13 protein-coding genes and 1 pseudogene are annotated in these 14,125 nt (G+C 49.6%); 11 read left to right on the top strand and 3 right to left on the bottom strand.

Annotated elements, in window-relative coordinates; translation table 11 throughout:
* Positions 1 to 116: 116 nt before the first annotated feature.
* A pseudogene (locus CWE07_RS14535) lies at positions 117 to 1,051 on the bottom strand (IS110 family RNA-guided transposase); the annotation flags it as partial.
* Positions 1,052 to 1,253: 202 nt separating this feature from the next.
* Between CWE07_RS14535 and CWE07_RS10940 the strand changes: the two are divergent.
* From CWE07_RS10940 to CWE07_RS10925, 4 genes are all read left to right on the top strand, one after another.
* Positions 1,254 to 3,215, top strand: coding sequence for an ATP-dependent nuclease (locus CWE07_RS10940; RefSeq protein ID WP_111569839.1), 1,962 nt, complete (start codon positions 1,254 to 1,256; stop codon positions 3,213 to 3,215).
* Entirely contained in the window at positions 3,212 to 5,077 is a 1,866-nt protein-coding gene (locus CWE07_RS10935; protein ID WP_111569840.1) for a UvrD-helicase domain-containing protein, read from the top strand. The genes CWE07_RS10940 and CWE07_RS10935 overlap by 4 nt, the downstream gene beginning before the upstream one ends.
* 234 nt (positions 5,078 to 5,311) lie before the next feature.
* Entirely contained in the window at positions 5,312 to 5,665 is a 354-nt protein-coding gene (locus CWE07_RS10930; RefSeq protein ID WP_198679919.1) for a hypothetical protein, read from the top strand.
* Positions 5,666 to 5,832: 167 nt separating this feature from the next.
* The gene (locus tag CWE07_RS10925; protein WP_111569841.1) at positions 5,833 to 6,042 is read left to right on the top strand and encodes a hypothetical protein; all 210 of its coding nucleotides are present in this window, start codon (positions 5,833 to 5,835) and stop codon (positions 6,040 to 6,042) included.
* On the opposite strand, the gene CWE07_RS10920 is transcribed toward CWE07_RS10925, so the two are convergent.
* Complete coding sequence (locus tag CWE07_RS10920) at positions 6,014 to 6,625, bottom strand: Fic/DOC family protein (RefSeq protein WP_111569842.1); 612 nt, start codon at positions 6,623 to 6,625, stop codon at positions 6,014 to 6,016. The two genes, CWE07_RS10925 and CWE07_RS10920, sit on opposite strands and share 29 nt — an antisense overlap.
* A gap of 274 nt (positions 6,626 to 6,899) precedes the next feature.
* A complete protein-coding gene (locus tag CWE07_RS10915) occupies positions 6,900 to 7,814 on the bottom strand; it encodes a hypothetical protein (protein ID WP_111569843.1) in 915 nt (304 codons plus the stop codon).
* A 244-nt stretch (positions 7,815 to 8,058) separates the two neighbouring features.
* Between CWE07_RS10915 and umuD the strand changes: the two genes are divergently transcribed.
* From umuD to CWE07_RS10880, 7 genes are all read left to right on the top strand, one after another.
* The gene (umuD, locus tag CWE07_RS10910) at positions 8,059 to 8,484 is read left to right on the top strand and encodes a translesion error-prone DNA polymerase V autoproteolytic subunit (RefSeq protein WP_111569844.1); all 426 of its coding nucleotides are present in this window, start codon (positions 8,059 to 8,061) and stop codon (positions 8,482 to 8,484) included.
* Positions 8,471 to 9,778: a translesion error-prone DNA polymerase V subunit UmuC gene (gene umuC, locus CWE07_RS10905; RefSeq protein WP_111569845.1), complete on the top strand. Its 1,308-nt coding sequence runs from the start codon at positions 8,471 to 8,473 to the stop codon at positions 9,776 to 9,778. The genes umuD and umuC overlap by 14 nt, the downstream gene beginning before the upstream one ends.
* 217 nt (positions 9,779 to 9,995) lie before the next feature.
* A complete protein-coding gene (locus CWE07_RS10900) occupies positions 9,996 to 10,313 on the top strand; it encodes a helix-turn-helix domain-containing protein (RefSeq protein ID WP_126819002.1) in 318 nt (105 codons plus the stop codon).
* Entirely contained in the window at positions 10,306 to 10,656 is a 351-nt protein-coding gene (locus CWE07_RS10895; protein ID WP_111569847.1) for a HipA N-terminal domain-containing protein, read from the top strand. Before CWE07_RS10900 ends, CWE07_RS10895 begins: the two co-directional genes overlap by 8 nt.
* Positions 10,656 to 11,666 carry a type II toxin-antitoxin system HipA family toxin gene (locus CWE07_RS10890; protein WP_111569848.1) on the top strand — a complete coding sequence of 337 codons (1,011 nt, stop codon included), beginning with the start codon at positions 10,656 to 10,658 and terminating at the stop codon, positions 11,664 to 11,666. The genes CWE07_RS10895 and CWE07_RS10890 overlap by 1 nt, the downstream gene beginning before the upstream one ends.
* An 18-nt stretch (positions 11,667 to 11,684) precedes the next feature.
* A complete protein-coding gene (locus tag CWE07_RS10885; protein ID WP_111569849.1) occupies positions 11,685 to 12,119 on the top strand; it encodes a hypothetical protein in 435 nt (144 codons plus the stop codon).
* Positions 12,120 to 12,162: 43 nt separating this feature from the next.
* The gene (locus CWE07_RS10880; RefSeq protein WP_111569850.1) at positions 12,163 to 14,124 is read left to right on the top strand and encodes an ankyrin repeat domain-containing protein; all 1,962 of its coding nucleotides are present in this window, start codon (positions 12,163 to 12,165) and stop codon (positions 14,122 to 14,124) included.
* The last annotated feature ends 1 nt before the right edge of the window (position 14,125 follow it).

Here is a 14,125-nt window from a genome sequence, read left to right as displayed (position 1 = left end):
AATAAGTTGTTGCCATTGCTCGCGTGTGCGATGTTTACGTGCCATAAAAGAGCTCCTCTAAAGTTGGGAGCACAACGATAACCTTACACGGTTAGTGAAAACAGAACGCTTTAGAATGAGCGCTTACTTTGAAAGCGTTGCAATAATTGTTGAGCGCCCGAATTACCTCTGAGGTATAAAACCGCCGCTTCAGAGAAGGCCCATTTGAGGTGGGCATTGCCAATTTTATTGCCTTGAGTGCCATAGGTTTTGCCGGCGGACTCGGCTTTGCATTTGATGAGTCGGTAGTAAGCAAATTTTGGACGGACTCGAAGCGTTGAATATCGCCGATTTCATATAAGATGGTTAGCGCGAGTATGCGACCAATGCCCGGGATTGTTTTTAGCAGGTAAAAGTATACGGGTTGGTGCTTTATGGCTTGTTTTTCCAGAAACCATTCCACCTGGCTCAGGTCCCGGTGGTAGCACTCGAGAACCGCCATATCGAGGTTGATATTGCGTTGCACGACAGGATCATGGAAGGTCGTATTGAGTTGCTCTCGCGCACTAACGTTCTTTAGATTTACTTTGTTCGGCGGTAACTTGTACTAGCTGGTGGTGTTAACGACATATGCTTTCATATCAGCACCGTGTCGCACCAGGTTGGTTCTGCGACGCAGCAAGTCACGAGTTGCTCGCATGTTGCGCGGATACACATAGGCCAGAGGGAAGTTTCCACCGCGCATTAAGGCAGCAATTTTAAACGAGTCCACGCGGTCATTTTTGGTTTTACCACCGTCGATAGCCTTCACATATAAGGCGTGGCCGAGAATAAGTTCAATATCATGGTCGTCGCAAAAGTCAGCGATCCAGTACCAACAGTGCATGCACTCAACGCCGAGGACAAGATCATCTAGGTAGGGCGTGATAAGTTAAATCAGCGCATCTGGATTCGCTGGAATCTCCTTGTGCAGCAGAGTTTCACCCTGTTGACTGATGACGCAAACATAAAGGCTGCGGGCGTGCAAATCGATTCCACAATAATGCTGATGGGTCCTATTGTAAAAATTCATTGGGTCTTCTTCTTTTTGGTTTCGTCGCCTTCTAGCTTAGCCAATCTGGCCAGGCTGGGGAGAAGACTCAATGAGTACTAAAGCCGAGTATCGTGATCAGCGTACATCTATGTTGCAGGACTGGGCTGATATGATTGATAAGTGGGTTATTGAGGGGGCTCGATAACTTTTAAAGGCATCTCTTACAAAAAGGTAATCAGGGATGAAAATAGAGAAGATAAAGCTACAGAATTTTCGTTGTTTCGGGCATGAAGTGGTCGAGCTAAATTTCGAGGAAGAACTGACGATACTTGTCGGCGGAAACGGCTCCGGAAAGACGGCAGTGCTGCAAGCTGTGTCCCGGTTGTTTGGTACATCATCAGCGCAGCGGTCAGTACAGCGTCGGGATTTTCACATACCTGTTGACCGGCAGGAGCTGCAGTCTGGCGACAATCTGTTCGTCGAAGCGGTACTCGCCTTTCCTGAACTGGAAGAGCAAGACGCTTCTCCTCTTGATGCCGTTCCGGAGTTCTTCAATCAGATGGCGGCTTCCGGTGAGGGAGAGCCCCTTAAGGCCCGGATACGACTACAAGCAACATGGACGGATGACGGTACGCCGGAAGGAGCAATTGAAGAGGATATTCGCTGGATAAGAGCCCTGGATGATAATTTTGAATGGGATGACTGTTCCAGGGTTCAGGCTGTAGAGCGCTCTTCGATCCAGTTTATTTACTTACCGGCAAATCGTGATGCGACGACTCAGGTGACCGCTCTTCTAAAAGGGCGGTTATGGCAGGCTGCCAAATGGTCGACGGCATTTAGGGATGCAAGCTCTGATAATGCCGGTCAGATCCAGAGCAGTTTCGAGGAAGAGGAGCCGTCGAAGTTTCTGCTGGGGCGTCTTTCGAAGCGTTGGCAACAGGTACATGAAGCCGATATAGACAGTAAACCGCGTTTAAGGCTCATCGAGAACCGTTTTGAGGAGCTTGTTCGTAAAGCCGAATTTACTTTTACGCCTGATGAAGAAGGTCAGGAGCGTCGTTTGTCCGAGCTGAGTGACGGTCAGCGCTCTCTGTTCCATATCGCCCTTACAGCGGCAACGCTCGAAACCGAGCGGGAAGCTTTTTCTTTGCCTGCTGATGACAGCTCATTTGAACAGGATAAGTTACGCCGTATTCACCTGACGATTCTTGCCATCGAAGAACCAGAAAACAGCCTGTCACCGTTCTTTTTGTCTCGCATCATCAAGCAGGCGAGAGAGATCGGCGCACTGCCTTCAGCACAGGTTCTGCTATCTAGCCATTCCCCGGCTATCCTGAGCCGGATAGAGCCGGATGAAGTGAGATATTTTCGTATGGACCGGAGCGCTCGGTGCTCATCGATCCGAGAACTGACCCTGCCTGAAGATGATGTTGAGGCAAGCGTTTATGTCAGGCTGGCTGTAAAGGCATACCCCGAACTTTATTTTGCGCGATTTGTAATCCTGGGTGAGGGAGACTCAGAGCGAGTCGTTATTCCGAAAATTGCGGAAGAGATGGGTGTTTCCCTTGATCCATCATTCGTTCCCGTCGTTCCGCTCGGTGGACGGTTCGTAGCGCATTTCTGGCGGCTGCTGAATGATCTTGAGATTCCACATGCCACATTGCTCGATCTTGATCTGGGGCGCCGACATGGTGGGGCGAATGCCATGAGAAGCTGCCTTCAGAATTTGGCCGATATCGGGAATAATTTTGGGAGCACCAATGGTGCTAATGCTGCTCAGCTTACCGACCAACAGCTTTCTAATGAAGGCCTGCAAGGTCAATGGCTTCAAGCATTCACGAGGGAAGGTGTTTTCTTTTCCTATCCCATTGATCTCGATTTTGCCATGTTGCTCGCCTTTCCAAGCGCTTATCAGGTTGCCAATCCAGGTGGCAATGGACCCCAGAGTAGTGCTGCTGCTATTCAAGCCAAAAAGGTCAGTACGCTGAAAACAGGTGGTAATCCTGCCTTGTATACCGCGCATTATGATGACGCTTTCAAATGGTATCCGTATCTGTTCCTGAGCCGCAGTAAGCCCGAAACTCACCTTGCGGCTTTTTCCCGTATCGCGGACGGCGGTGTTGCTGCGTCCGCTCCTGCAGAGCTCAGGGCGCTCGTTGAGTACGTTACGGATAAGCTCAATCTGTCAGGAGAGAATGAATGACCCGCGTAAGCAGAGACGACTGGGTACCTCAGGGTGTCGATGGTCTGGAAGGCAGAGCGTGGGAGGCTTTACGTGAAACCGATAGCAGCATCCTTGTGACCGCTGGTGCCGGTGCCGGAAAAACAGAGTTCCTGGCACAAAAGGCGACCTATCTTCTTCAGACAGGTATTTTTCCGGCCCCCAAACGCATTCTGGCCATCAGTTTTAAAAAGGATGCCGCCCGAAATCTTGCTGAGAGGGTTGCAAAACGTTGCCCGAGGGATCAAGCGCGTCGCTTTGATTCAATGACTTTTGATGCCTTTACCAAGGGGCTTCTGGACCGATTCCGTTCTGCTTTACCAGAGCCGTTCAATGCGCCCGGCACGTATCAGATCGTTAATCCGTTTCGTAGGGATTATGACGATTTTATTGAGCGTCATGGCTATCACGGAGTGAGTGCTCAACAGCTTGAGAGAGGACTGCTTAAGACAGACCTGCCAATTGACTTGTCAAATGGATCTGAACTAAACCGTGCGTTAGCAGATTACTGGCATGAACAATTTTTCGGAGGAGAGGAAATATCTTTGTCCTTCCCGATGATAAACAGGCTTGTAAAACTGCTGCTGCAGGAAAACTCATATATCCGTCGGGCCTTACAGGCGACATATCCCATCGTTTTTCTTGATGAATACCAAGATACCACCTATGCCCAGTTTGACATGCTGCTAACTGCGTTCGATGGTAGCGATGCTGTTTTCACAGCAGTCGGCGATGATAAGCAGCGCATCATGGGATGGGCGGGAGCTATGGACGATGCGTTCGCTCAGTTTGAAAACGACTTTGATGCCAGGCGCATATCATTGCTCTCAAATTGGCGGTCACATGAGGATCTGGTTCGTATTCAGCACGAGATTGCTCGCCGGATAGATGGTGATGTGGAAGAGGTGCAGGCACAAGGAGTCCGTGAAATAGAAGGGGAGATTTCTGCGATCTGGCAATTCAGGAGCACAGATAGCGAGAACAATTATTTGGCTGAATGGGTGAGCGGTGAGGTTCAGTCAGGGCGTGTCGAACCGCATGATATTGCGATTCTGATCAGGATGCGGGCAGATCAGGTGGAGGGTGAAATAGCCCCTGCTTTCGCAGCAAGAGGTCTTCGGATCAGAAATGCGGCCCGGTCTGTCGGTGACATTCAGATACAGGATCTGCTTGGTGAAGAGCTGACCGGTGTATTCGTTCCTTTGCTTCGCCTGGGAGCGACAGACCGAAGCCCGGAAAACTGGGCGTTGGCCCAGCAGAATTATCTGTTTCTGGAGGCTGCCGATCCGGATAACGATCTCACGCAGGAGCGATTTCTGGTTAAGCTTGAAGCATTTGTCCGCCAATTAAGGGCAGAGTTAGCACGTCGCCAGCCTGATCCTGATTCGGCGGAAGAGATTGCAGAGATGCTTCTTGAATTTGTTGGTTCCCAGACTCTGCGGCAATCCTTTCCCGCCTATCATCGGACAAGGGACTTTGAGAGGGTATGGAGTGGATTTGTCACACTCCTGAAAGAGTGCGCAGAACATAGCAGCAGCTGGATGGAAGCGCTGGATGAGTTCGAAGGTATTGGCCAGGTGGCTCTGATGACAGTTCATAAAAGTAAAGGTCTTGAGTTCCACACGATGATATTTTATGGGCTCGACAATCAGACCTGGTGGAGCCTTACCCCGCAACGGGGTGAAGAGCTAAACACTTTTTTTGTTGCCTTTACCAGAGCAAAACAGCGTGCGTTTTTCTCCCAGTGCGTTGAGCGAGGGCATGCTATTGGCTGGATACAGCAATTATTGGCCCCGGCTGGAGTCGAAACCATAGATGGTGCGACTATATTGGGTGCTGCGTGAGCATGGTTAAGGTAATGCTGATCAAATCGAACCAGTATGGAGCATACCCGATAGTGCTGATCGCGCTAATTTAGCTCTGTTTGATTTAATATAGCGGGTTCGCCATCAGGATTGTTAAGGCAGCGCCTTGTCGTGACATAAGAAATTATTGGAGCAGAAAGCGTCAGTTAATCTTGGTAATCTTGATACATAATAAGATTTCGCTGCTTGCCACCTTGAGTGGCGGACACTATCGTGTTGATGTGGATAGAACAACTGCAAGCGGCGAGAGTATTAAAGGGAAATAAATTTATGTTTTGGATTGAAATGGAAAAGCCAGAGGGCACACGCATGCCAAAGTGGCAAAGGTCTGCTGCAATATCTGATGAAGGTATTGTATTTGTGCCGGCGGCTATAGCTGGTGATGAGCAGGAGGTTTTTTTATGTGCAAATTTCGATGGAACTCCCATAACTAACTACCTTAAACATTTGTTTGTTCCAGCAGAGTGGCTAGCGAAAGAGTTTCCAGAGACAAAAGAAGTATGCGATATAATATCGTCAAAGGTCAAAGAGATACACGCCTCGAGTGGTGAAAGCGATTTGAACTAATGGAGCAATCCTGTCTGCGTCAGTAATAGGTACTTTTCAGGATAGCCGGATTATTGCAGCACGCAGCACTTTCGAGCAGGACTTTTTTAAGCACCTGCTTTTTACTCAAGCATACAGTTTTCAACGCACCTAGGGTGCAGGTAAAACTGACAGAGAGCGACAAGTTCATGTGTTTAGCAAAGTTAACCAGTGAAGCATCGGAGCCGCTCGTTGCGGAGAATTTAATTATTCGCACAGTAGCCAGCTCAACCGCAATCGAAACTGGTCAGTCGGTTCTGGATATTGAGCGAAAGTTGAAAGAGGCAGAGGGTAAGTACCGACTTGAAACTTGGCCGTTGAAAGCTGCTCTTATTGCCGCTGTGGCAGAGCGTCCCTGATGAGCCTTTCCAGGTGTTGAGATTCGCCAGCAACACCCGCTTGAATGGACTTGAAGTAAAACACTTTATTGTCATTCCACAAGGTGTAATCGAGAGGCGTGTATCCTGCCTTGACGGCCATCACGTCCAGTAACAGCCGAGCAATGCGTCCGTTTCCATCTCTGAAGGGGTGTAGCAGAACAAAGTCCACGTGGCACCTTGCCAAGAGTTGAATGAACTCATCTTCTGGGAGACTAGGTAGTAGCGGGAAGGCATTAAGATACTGAGTCTCGAAACGAGGAATTTCTTTGGTAAACGCTTGAGGTGTTGCGAACGGAAAACCGCCTTTACTCATTTGTACATCGCGAAGTTCTCCGGCCCATGTATACAGGGTCGAAAACCACCATTGATGCCAGTTTCGAATATCGCTGAATTGAAGTTTTGAAACAGTGAGTTCAGGCAAGAAAAGATGCTTATACAGCTTATGAAGCAAGAATAATTCAGCGTCGTTGATATCGTCAGGCGCTGTAATACTGAGCTTGTTGTTCAGTACCTGCTCATGTAACGAATCTGCTTGATCTGCGCTCCTAGTCGCTTTTGCCATATTACGCACCTTTGCAATTCGGATAGTAGACCCGATACGCGTATCGGGTACGTGAGAGACACAACGTTGCTTATTTTCGCTTGCGTAAAAATACGATTGGCGCGCCGACAAGTACAATAATCAGCGGAATTATAATCACTAATGCTTCATTCATTGTTTCGTCCCTTGGAACAAAATTCTCATCATAAAAGATTACACGCTCGCAGCCCAAGGTGCATCCCTAAACCCGAAAAAGCCCGGCACCAAAGCCGGGCTAGCATAGAGCAACTAACGTTTAGCTATACTCACTCTCCAGCTTCGCCAGCGCATTCAAAATATCGCGTTGACGACTCAGCGGATAACACTCGGTTGAACCACTAAGCGTAAAGAGCTGCGATGTTTCTTCGCGGTCTAGTTGACCGCCTAGCGCCACGTGTAGCTTTCGCTCAAGTGACTGGGCGAGTCGTCCGGTAGGCAGCTCAACGACGCGTAGAAGCGTTATCTCAGCGTTATCGGGTAGACCGTATCGTATTACCCTCAGGTCAAAGTTTTTGGCCTTGCCGAGCTTTAACAGTGAGATACCATTTAGTTCGATTTTCGCAAGATAGATGGATGCTGGCCACTTTAAATGTGACTCATCACACGAGTGGCACGCGAAGTTATTTCGGCGCACGGCGTCGATGCGGATTTCCTGCTCGTGGCCACAGCTTTTCAGCTGATACATCGCGTACCCTTGGTGCAGGCTGTCAGCAATCAACTCCAGGTTGTTCGCTTCTGCTTCAGCAACGTGCTTCTGCTCTAAGCACCCAGCGCAACGAAAATTGCCTGCTTTAACGTGCGAAGGCCCTGCCTCATCCGAATCACCACAGTAATTGCAGGTATAGGCCCAGGATTTGGGCCGCGTCCCCGGCCCGTTGAGTGTCAGTCCAGCCTGCTTAAAAATATCGGTAAACTGCTCAAGCTGACAGTCCTTGCACTCAAAACCGCCTGTTTTGATATGGCTTGGCCGTAGGTCTAGCGTATGGTTACAGTCGCTTTTAAGATAACTGCGAGTCAGATTGCTGGAGCCTGGTCCAAGCAGAATGAGCCCATAGGCTGCCGCCTCTGACGCGTAGGTTATCTCCTGGCAGGTTTTGCAGGCGTATTGCGGTGGACCTTTTTTCACCGCTTGGTAGGTTATTTCCTGCCTGTGACCACAGTCGTTAAACACATATTCGCCATATTCTTTATTTCTGCCTTTGCCGATTAGGGTCAAATTCGCGTTTTCAGCATATTCAACTCGTCGAGCTTCAATGCAGGCTGCGCATATTGAATCATCAGTACATGCTCAATTATGTCAGTACTAGAGATCCCTCGGTGCGTTGCAATTGACCTTAGAATAAGTATTGCACAACAAGCTTGATGATCAGACAAAAGATCTGGGTACTGTATATATAAACAGTAGTCGAGGTCGTATGTCTGTAGAAATTATCTGTCGCGCTGGGGTGTACCCTAAGCTGCAAATTCCATACTTGCTGGAAGCGGTGCAGGCGGGCTTTCCGTCACCTGCGCAGGATTACGTTGAGCAGCAGTTAGATTTAAATGAGCTGTGCATTAAGCACCCAGCGGCGACTTACTTTGTGCGCGCAACGGGCGATTCTATGGTGGGTGTCGGTATTCATGACAACGATATTTTGGTGGTTGATCGCTCGCTGGCGCCCAAAGCAGGGGACATTATTATTGCGGGTTGGAACGGTGAACTCACGGTGAAAACGCTGCAGTTAAAACCATTCCCCGCACTTGTGTCTCATAACAACAATTATCCGCCCATTGTGATTCCAGATAGTGTCGAACTCGATGTGTTTGGCGTGGTGAGCTATGTGATCCATGGGCTGCGTTAAACCAATTACAGCGGCGCAAAAGCCAGCCAGGTGTTTTGCTCTGATTGACTGCAATAATTTCTACGCGTCTTGTGAGAGGCTGTTTCGACCAGATTTAAAATTCAAACCTCTTATCGTGGCTTCGAACAATGATGGCTGTGCGGTGGCACGCTCGGCGGAAGCTAAGGCCCTTGGTATTAAAATGGGGGCGCCAATTTTTAAAATCCAAGACTTGATTCGCCAGCATGACGTGCAAGTATTTTCATCGAACTATGCATTGTACGCCGATATATCCAACCGGGTGATGACCACTCTCGAAAGCATGGTCCCCCAGCTGGAGGTGTACTCCATTGATGAGGCGTTTGCTGACTTAACCGGTGTGGCCAGTGCGGTATCACTGACTGATTTTGGGCATGAACTGCGTGACAAAGTTGAGCGTTGGGTGGGTATCCGCACCTGTGTCGGCATGGCGCCGACCAAAACGCTGGCCAAACTGGCTAATTATGGCGCCAAAAAATACCCTAAAACTGGTGGCGTGGTGGACTTAACCAGTCAAGCGCGTCAGCGCAAGCTGATGGCGATAACGCCAGTAGATGAGGTGTGGGGTGTGGGTAGAAAACTATCTAAACGACTCAATACGATGGGCATTGAAACCGCGTTGCAGTTAGCCGATGCCGATCTTAAAACCATTCGTAAAGCCTTTTCGGTGGTACTTGAGCGCACCGCACGCGAGCTTCGGGGTGAGTCGTGTTTATCCATGCAAGACGTGACGCCCACTAAGCAGCAAATCGTTGTTTCGCGCAGCTTTGGTAGCCCAGTTGAAGGCTTAGACAGCATTCAGTCGGCAGTGGCGACCTTTATCGTGCGTGCGGCAGAGAAGCTGCGTTATGAAGGTCAGTCAGCGAAACAAGCGACGGTATTTATGCGTACCAATCCATTTAATACCAGCGATGCCCAGTATAGCAATAGCGTGACGTATGAGTTACCAGTACCGACCCAAGACACCCGCGAGCTGCTGACACTCGCTCAAGCATTGTGCGCACGGATTTACCGGCCGGGGTTCAGGTACACCAAAGCGGGCGTTATGTTATCGGACTTTTATCAGCCTGGGGTGTTTCAAACCTCGCTGTTTGATGTGCACGAACCGAAACCAAAAAGCAAAGCGCTGATGGCGGTGCTTGATAACTTAAACAAGACTAAAACTGGTACCTTGTATTTTGCGTCGCAACACGGCAAAACCGACTGGCATATGAAACGCGAGCGTTTGTCGCCCGCTTACACCACGCGTTGGTCGGATATTCCGAAAGCGCGGTAACCAGCCCAGTCGGGCTGATACTTGCCGGGGTAAATCTATAATTTGAGCAGCTTGGGGTAACCATCACGGGGTTTTAAGATACATAAAAGGTATTTGGCTACATAAATAAGTAATAATTATTCAATATCGGCACTTAAGTAACATTTTGGCTTGCAAAATGTCATTTATGTGCAAATATATAGTTATTACGTACTTGAATGTAACTAGAGTGCTTTTTATGAGTCAGCCCATACATACCAACGAGAACGTTCAGCGAGCCTTTGAGCAGTTAGCAACGGCAGTGCAGGAGGCGGTTAAGGAAAGTCGACCGCCTGCGGACACGCCGATTACGCCCATTGAGTCGGTGTCTGAGCTGGTCGAGGCATACCGCAAAGAACATGGCTTGAGTAAAGGTGATTTCACCTTAATGGCGGGTGTCACACCGCATACGATGCGCCGCTTTGAGAATGATCCTACATCAATGCGGGTCGATACCCTGATGAGTATTTTGCAGTCGTTTGGAATGACACTATACGCGGGGCCTATCGATGGATAAGGTGAAGCGCGAGCGAGTTGGGCTGGTGTGGGCCAATGGCCGGCTTGCCGGTACCTTGCGTGAAATAACCGATGGCTTGCGCTTTGAATATCAGTTTCAATACGACAGTGACTACCTAAAACAAGGAAGTCCGATAGGTCATCACTTTGCGCTGCAACAAGCGCCGTTTATTTCTGACGTGTTGCCGCCATTTTTCGAAAACCTGACCAGTGAAGGTTGGGTACGCCGTTATCAAAGTGCCAAAGCTCGAACCGACAAACAAGACTCCTTTGGGTTATTGCTGGCAAACGGGCGCGATTTGATTGGCGCTATCAGCGTTACCCCTCAAACGAAGGAGGCGTGATGGGTATTTGCCTTGGAACACTGAAGTCAACGGCCGACACGCAACTGACCGAAGGTTTTAGTAAGCGATTCGCGAAAACCATGTTTGGGCTGAGATCCATGCCCGCTGGTGGTCTAAGTATCGCAATGACCGCCAGTGAATTTGACCGTGAAGCGGGCCCCTACCTCGAAGGCCAGTCCATCTCTGGGGTGCAGCGCAAGGTGATGGTTCGGCGGGAGGGTAGTAGACTGGTACCAGCTCATGGCGATGGTGACTACATATTGAAGCCAATGCCACCGGGTATTGAACACTTACCTGCCAATGAGCACGCCATTATGAACCTTGCGCGAGCAGTGGGCCTGCACGTGGCCGATTGTGCGGTGATACCGTTTGCGGACAGTGAACTTGGGTACATTACCAAGCGATTTGATAAGCTTGCCGACGGGCAGCGCCTATTTATTGAGGATGCGGCCTCACTTTGTCAGGCGCACTCATCGAACAAGGGCGACCCTAACATGTGGTCTTATGAATTGGCAATTCGCACCATGTATGAGGCTGCGGGTCAGAAGAAACCGATTATCATGAAAGGGCTGCAGCAGGTGCTGTTTGCATACTTAGTCGGTAATAACGATTTGCACCTGAAAAACTTCTCGCTGTACCGCAAGCCGAATGCGACGAGCACCACCATGTTCGACTTTACCCCCATGTATGACGTGTTATCGGTGTTCCCCTACCCAGCATACAATCTTGCCGATTATCTAACTCTATCGCTCACCGAAGCGGAGCGGGAGGGGCAGTTTACCGCAGCCTATGAGCATTTTGGTTATTACACCAAACAGGACTTTATTGGTCTTGGTCAAACTCTGGGGCTAAATGAAAGGGCAGCTACGGCGTTTGTAACATCATTGACGGCTAAGGTTGAGAAGTACGTTAAAGCTATTATTCAAGCCTCATTAATGCCGCCGTCAATGCAGGCAACTATCATCGATGGGGTAGAGGGTAGAATTGCCTGTTTGCGGCGTACATTTTAAACAAAAGGCCACAAATTTGTGGCCTTTAACCATACATATAGCCGAAAATTCGACGTTGAGCCGAATGATTTTTTAAAAGCGCACGCCACAGAACTGGTAAGTGTGCATAACCCGCCGCACATTCTTTGCTTGGCCGACGGCGAGGGGCGCGGCACGGGTGGTCCACCGCAGCAAGATTTAATGGTAAGCTTGGACGAATTGCAGGTGGCCTTTCCTTACTATGACGTGACTTTGGGTCAGGAAATTGTGCGTGATATTCAAGAAGGTGAAGGCCATACGGGGCCGGGCGCTGTGTGCCAGTACTTGGGTTCTAAGCCGCAAGCGCGAGACCGTATTTATCAGGTATCCAGCACGCGCTCGAAAGCCAGCCGCCGCCTGCGTTATGTTGAGAGCTCAGCGCCAGAGGTCGGTGAATGTAAGTTCTGTATAGGGTCGCTGGCGGATAAAGAATAGAGCGGCACGCACAATGCTTGGCGATGTTTAACGAGGGATCGTGATGAAAAAGACGTTAGTGGTAGGCGTTGTGTTGGTCGTGGCGGTTGCAGGCATATTGTGGGGTTTGTCGCCAGACAAGTCGCTAAAGGTGCATCAGCCGCAGCCAGTCCAAGCTGAGGACCACCCACAGCCCTCAACCGCCTCTACCAGCCCACCGCAGCGTCAGCCACGCAATGCAAGGATAGAAATTCCTGATGTTTTGAACTTTAGCAGTTGCGAATCGTTGACCGAAACCTATAGTGATCGCCGCAGTCGCTGGCTGCGAGAGAGGCATGAAGGGTGGGCGGATTACATTGACGATGGGTATTCCCTGGATGCAGTCACTGTTGCGATAGAGCATTTTCTCAACTCAAATTTTGCTGCCAGTTTTCGAGTTGGTTATCTGCGTGCTCGAACCGAGATGGGACAAGAATTGCGGTTCGCGCAAAACGAGCTTGAACGCCAATTTCCTGAAACAAAAGATTTTGGGCTGACCCTGAGGGTGATACCGCCCTCGCAGGCATACAAGGACTTCCTATCCATATCGCCCAGTGAGCGGGAGGCGTTGGTTACTCGTCAGCCGCCGACCATTAACGAAGTTGCTTACTTTACCCGCGACAGCGAGTTAAGCGACGAAGATATCATATTGTTGCTGACTCACGTTGAGGATATGCACACTGAGGTGCATTATCATCGTGAAGAAAGTCTGTCGATTCTTGATCATGTTATTATTTCCGGTCGCTTACCAGTCGTTCAAAAACTCTTGGAACAAGGGGTGAGACCTTCTGAGGATGCATACCTAGGCTCAAGTATGGAGCATGCCTTAGTCATGCTCGATTACGCTCAAGCAATTGAAACGCGAGGTGAACCTGACTGTTGTCCGCGCGAGGCGGACGCCGCTGCTATCGTTGCCTTGATGCAGCAATATGGCTCAGCAGCGCGTTTTACAACCCAAAGTTCAGATCAGGTTGAGGGTGATATTCCCCGCCGCGCTTATCGGTTTGACGCTGATGCTATTACACATTTAAGACAGCAATATGGGCTAGATTTAACCACTATTACGGTGCGTCATGGGCCGAACAAGGCAGACGCGAAGCCATTGATTGACAAAATAGCCGCAGACCTGACTCAGTATCTAGCCAGCAACACGGATGCTCAACAGCTTGAAACCCAGATCGAGCAGTGTCGGGAACTGCTCAGAGACTTCTACCAAGCGTGGCAGCCGATGGATGCGAATCATTTGATCATGCCGATCGTTGAACAGTATGCTGACGATATTCGGCGAATTGAAGCAGAGCTTTCCGCTATCGACCCGGGCTTGGTCGATCATTATCGTCATCACCAGTGGATTAGGGGCTTAGTACGCTTCCGGTACCCATTTGACAGTGAAGCTAAGAGCGCGCTCGAAAATGGCGACCCTGATCCTGCAATTGCATTTATTCTGGCGTTGGATATTGATGCTCAAGATCAAGTGGAATATGCGTTGCATGTGTTGACTTGGAACAACGAATATTTGCAGCCGTTAATGCGATCAGGTCTTCTACCCAGTCGCCCCGACTATTTCTTAATGGACCGTGAAAACCTACTCTATGATATGGGCCGACTTAAGCAGCTTGAAAGCTTGGGGCTGGATTTGCGTGCTGAAGACTCGGTAGGCCAGACTCTACTGCATATAGCGGTAAAAAATGGTAGAGCGGATTTGGTCAGTGAACTAGTGGCTGAGGGTTTTCCATTTGGCGGTAGAGGCCTGAATCAAGACCCGTTGCACGCGGCCCTCAACCCCAGCAACAGACGTTTACCAATTCAAACCATGGAGCCCATCGTACGTGAGCTCATGAGTTTCCAGCCGGAGGTGGATATATTCCACCATCGCCGCCTAGCGGTGATGCAGCTTAAGTATCCCGAAGTTTACCAAGCGCTGGTGGCAGATTTTCCAGAGCTGGAAGTGCCAGAGGGCACAGAATTAATGCCAGTTCGATTGTAAC

Source organism: Aliidiomarina maris, from assembly GCF_003987335.1.
Taxonomy (GTDB): Bacteria; Pseudomonadota; Gammaproteobacteria; order Enterobacterales; family Alteromonadaceae; genus Aliidiomarina; species Aliidiomarina maris.
Note: the sequence above shows the minus strand (reverse complement) of the source record. Positions and strands in the feature narration are given on the sequence as shown.

Excerpts from the sequence above, each read along its gene's own strand:
- CWE07_RS10925 (WP_111569841.1), top strand. The coding sequence starts at position 5,833 with ATGTGTTTAGCAAAGTTAACCAGTGAAGCATCGGAGCCGCTCGTTGCG.
- CWE07_RS10940 (WP_111569839.1), top strand. The coding sequence starts at position 1,254 with ATGAAAATAGAGAAGATAAAGCTACAGAATTTTCGTTGTTTCGGGCAT.
- umuC (WP_111569845.1), top strand. The coding sequence starts at position 8,471 with ATGGGCTGCGTTAAACCAATTACAGCGGCGCAAAAGCCAGCCAGGTGT.
- CWE07_RS10890 (WP_111569848.1), top strand. The coding sequence starts at position 10,656 with ATGGGTATTTGCCTTGGAACACTGAAGTCAACGGCCGACACGCAACTG.
- CWE07_RS10900 (WP_126819002.1), top strand. The coding sequence starts at position 9,996 with ATGAGTCAGCCCATACATACCAACGAGAACGTTCAGCGAGCCTTTGAG.
- CWE07_RS10935 (WP_111569840.1), top strand. The coding sequence starts at position 3,212 with ATGACCCGCGTAAGCAGAGACGACTGGGTACCTCAGGGTGTCGATGGT.
- CWE07_RS10880 (WP_111569850.1), top strand. The coding sequence starts at position 12,163 with ATGAAAAAGACGTTAGTGGTAGGCGTTGTGTTGGTCGTGGCGGTTGCA.
- CWE07_RS10895 (WP_111569847.1), top strand. The coding sequence starts at position 10,306 with ATGGATAAGGTGAAGCGCGAGCGAGTTGGGCTGGTGTGGGCCAATGGC.
- CWE07_RS10920 (WP_111569842.1), bottom strand. The coding sequence starts at position 6,625 with ATGGCAAAAGCGACTAGGAGCGCAGATCAAGCAGATTCGTTACATGAG.
- umuD (WP_111569844.1), top strand. The coding sequence starts at position 8,059 with ATGTCTGTAGAAATTATCTGTCGCGCTGGGGTGTACCCTAAGCTGCAA.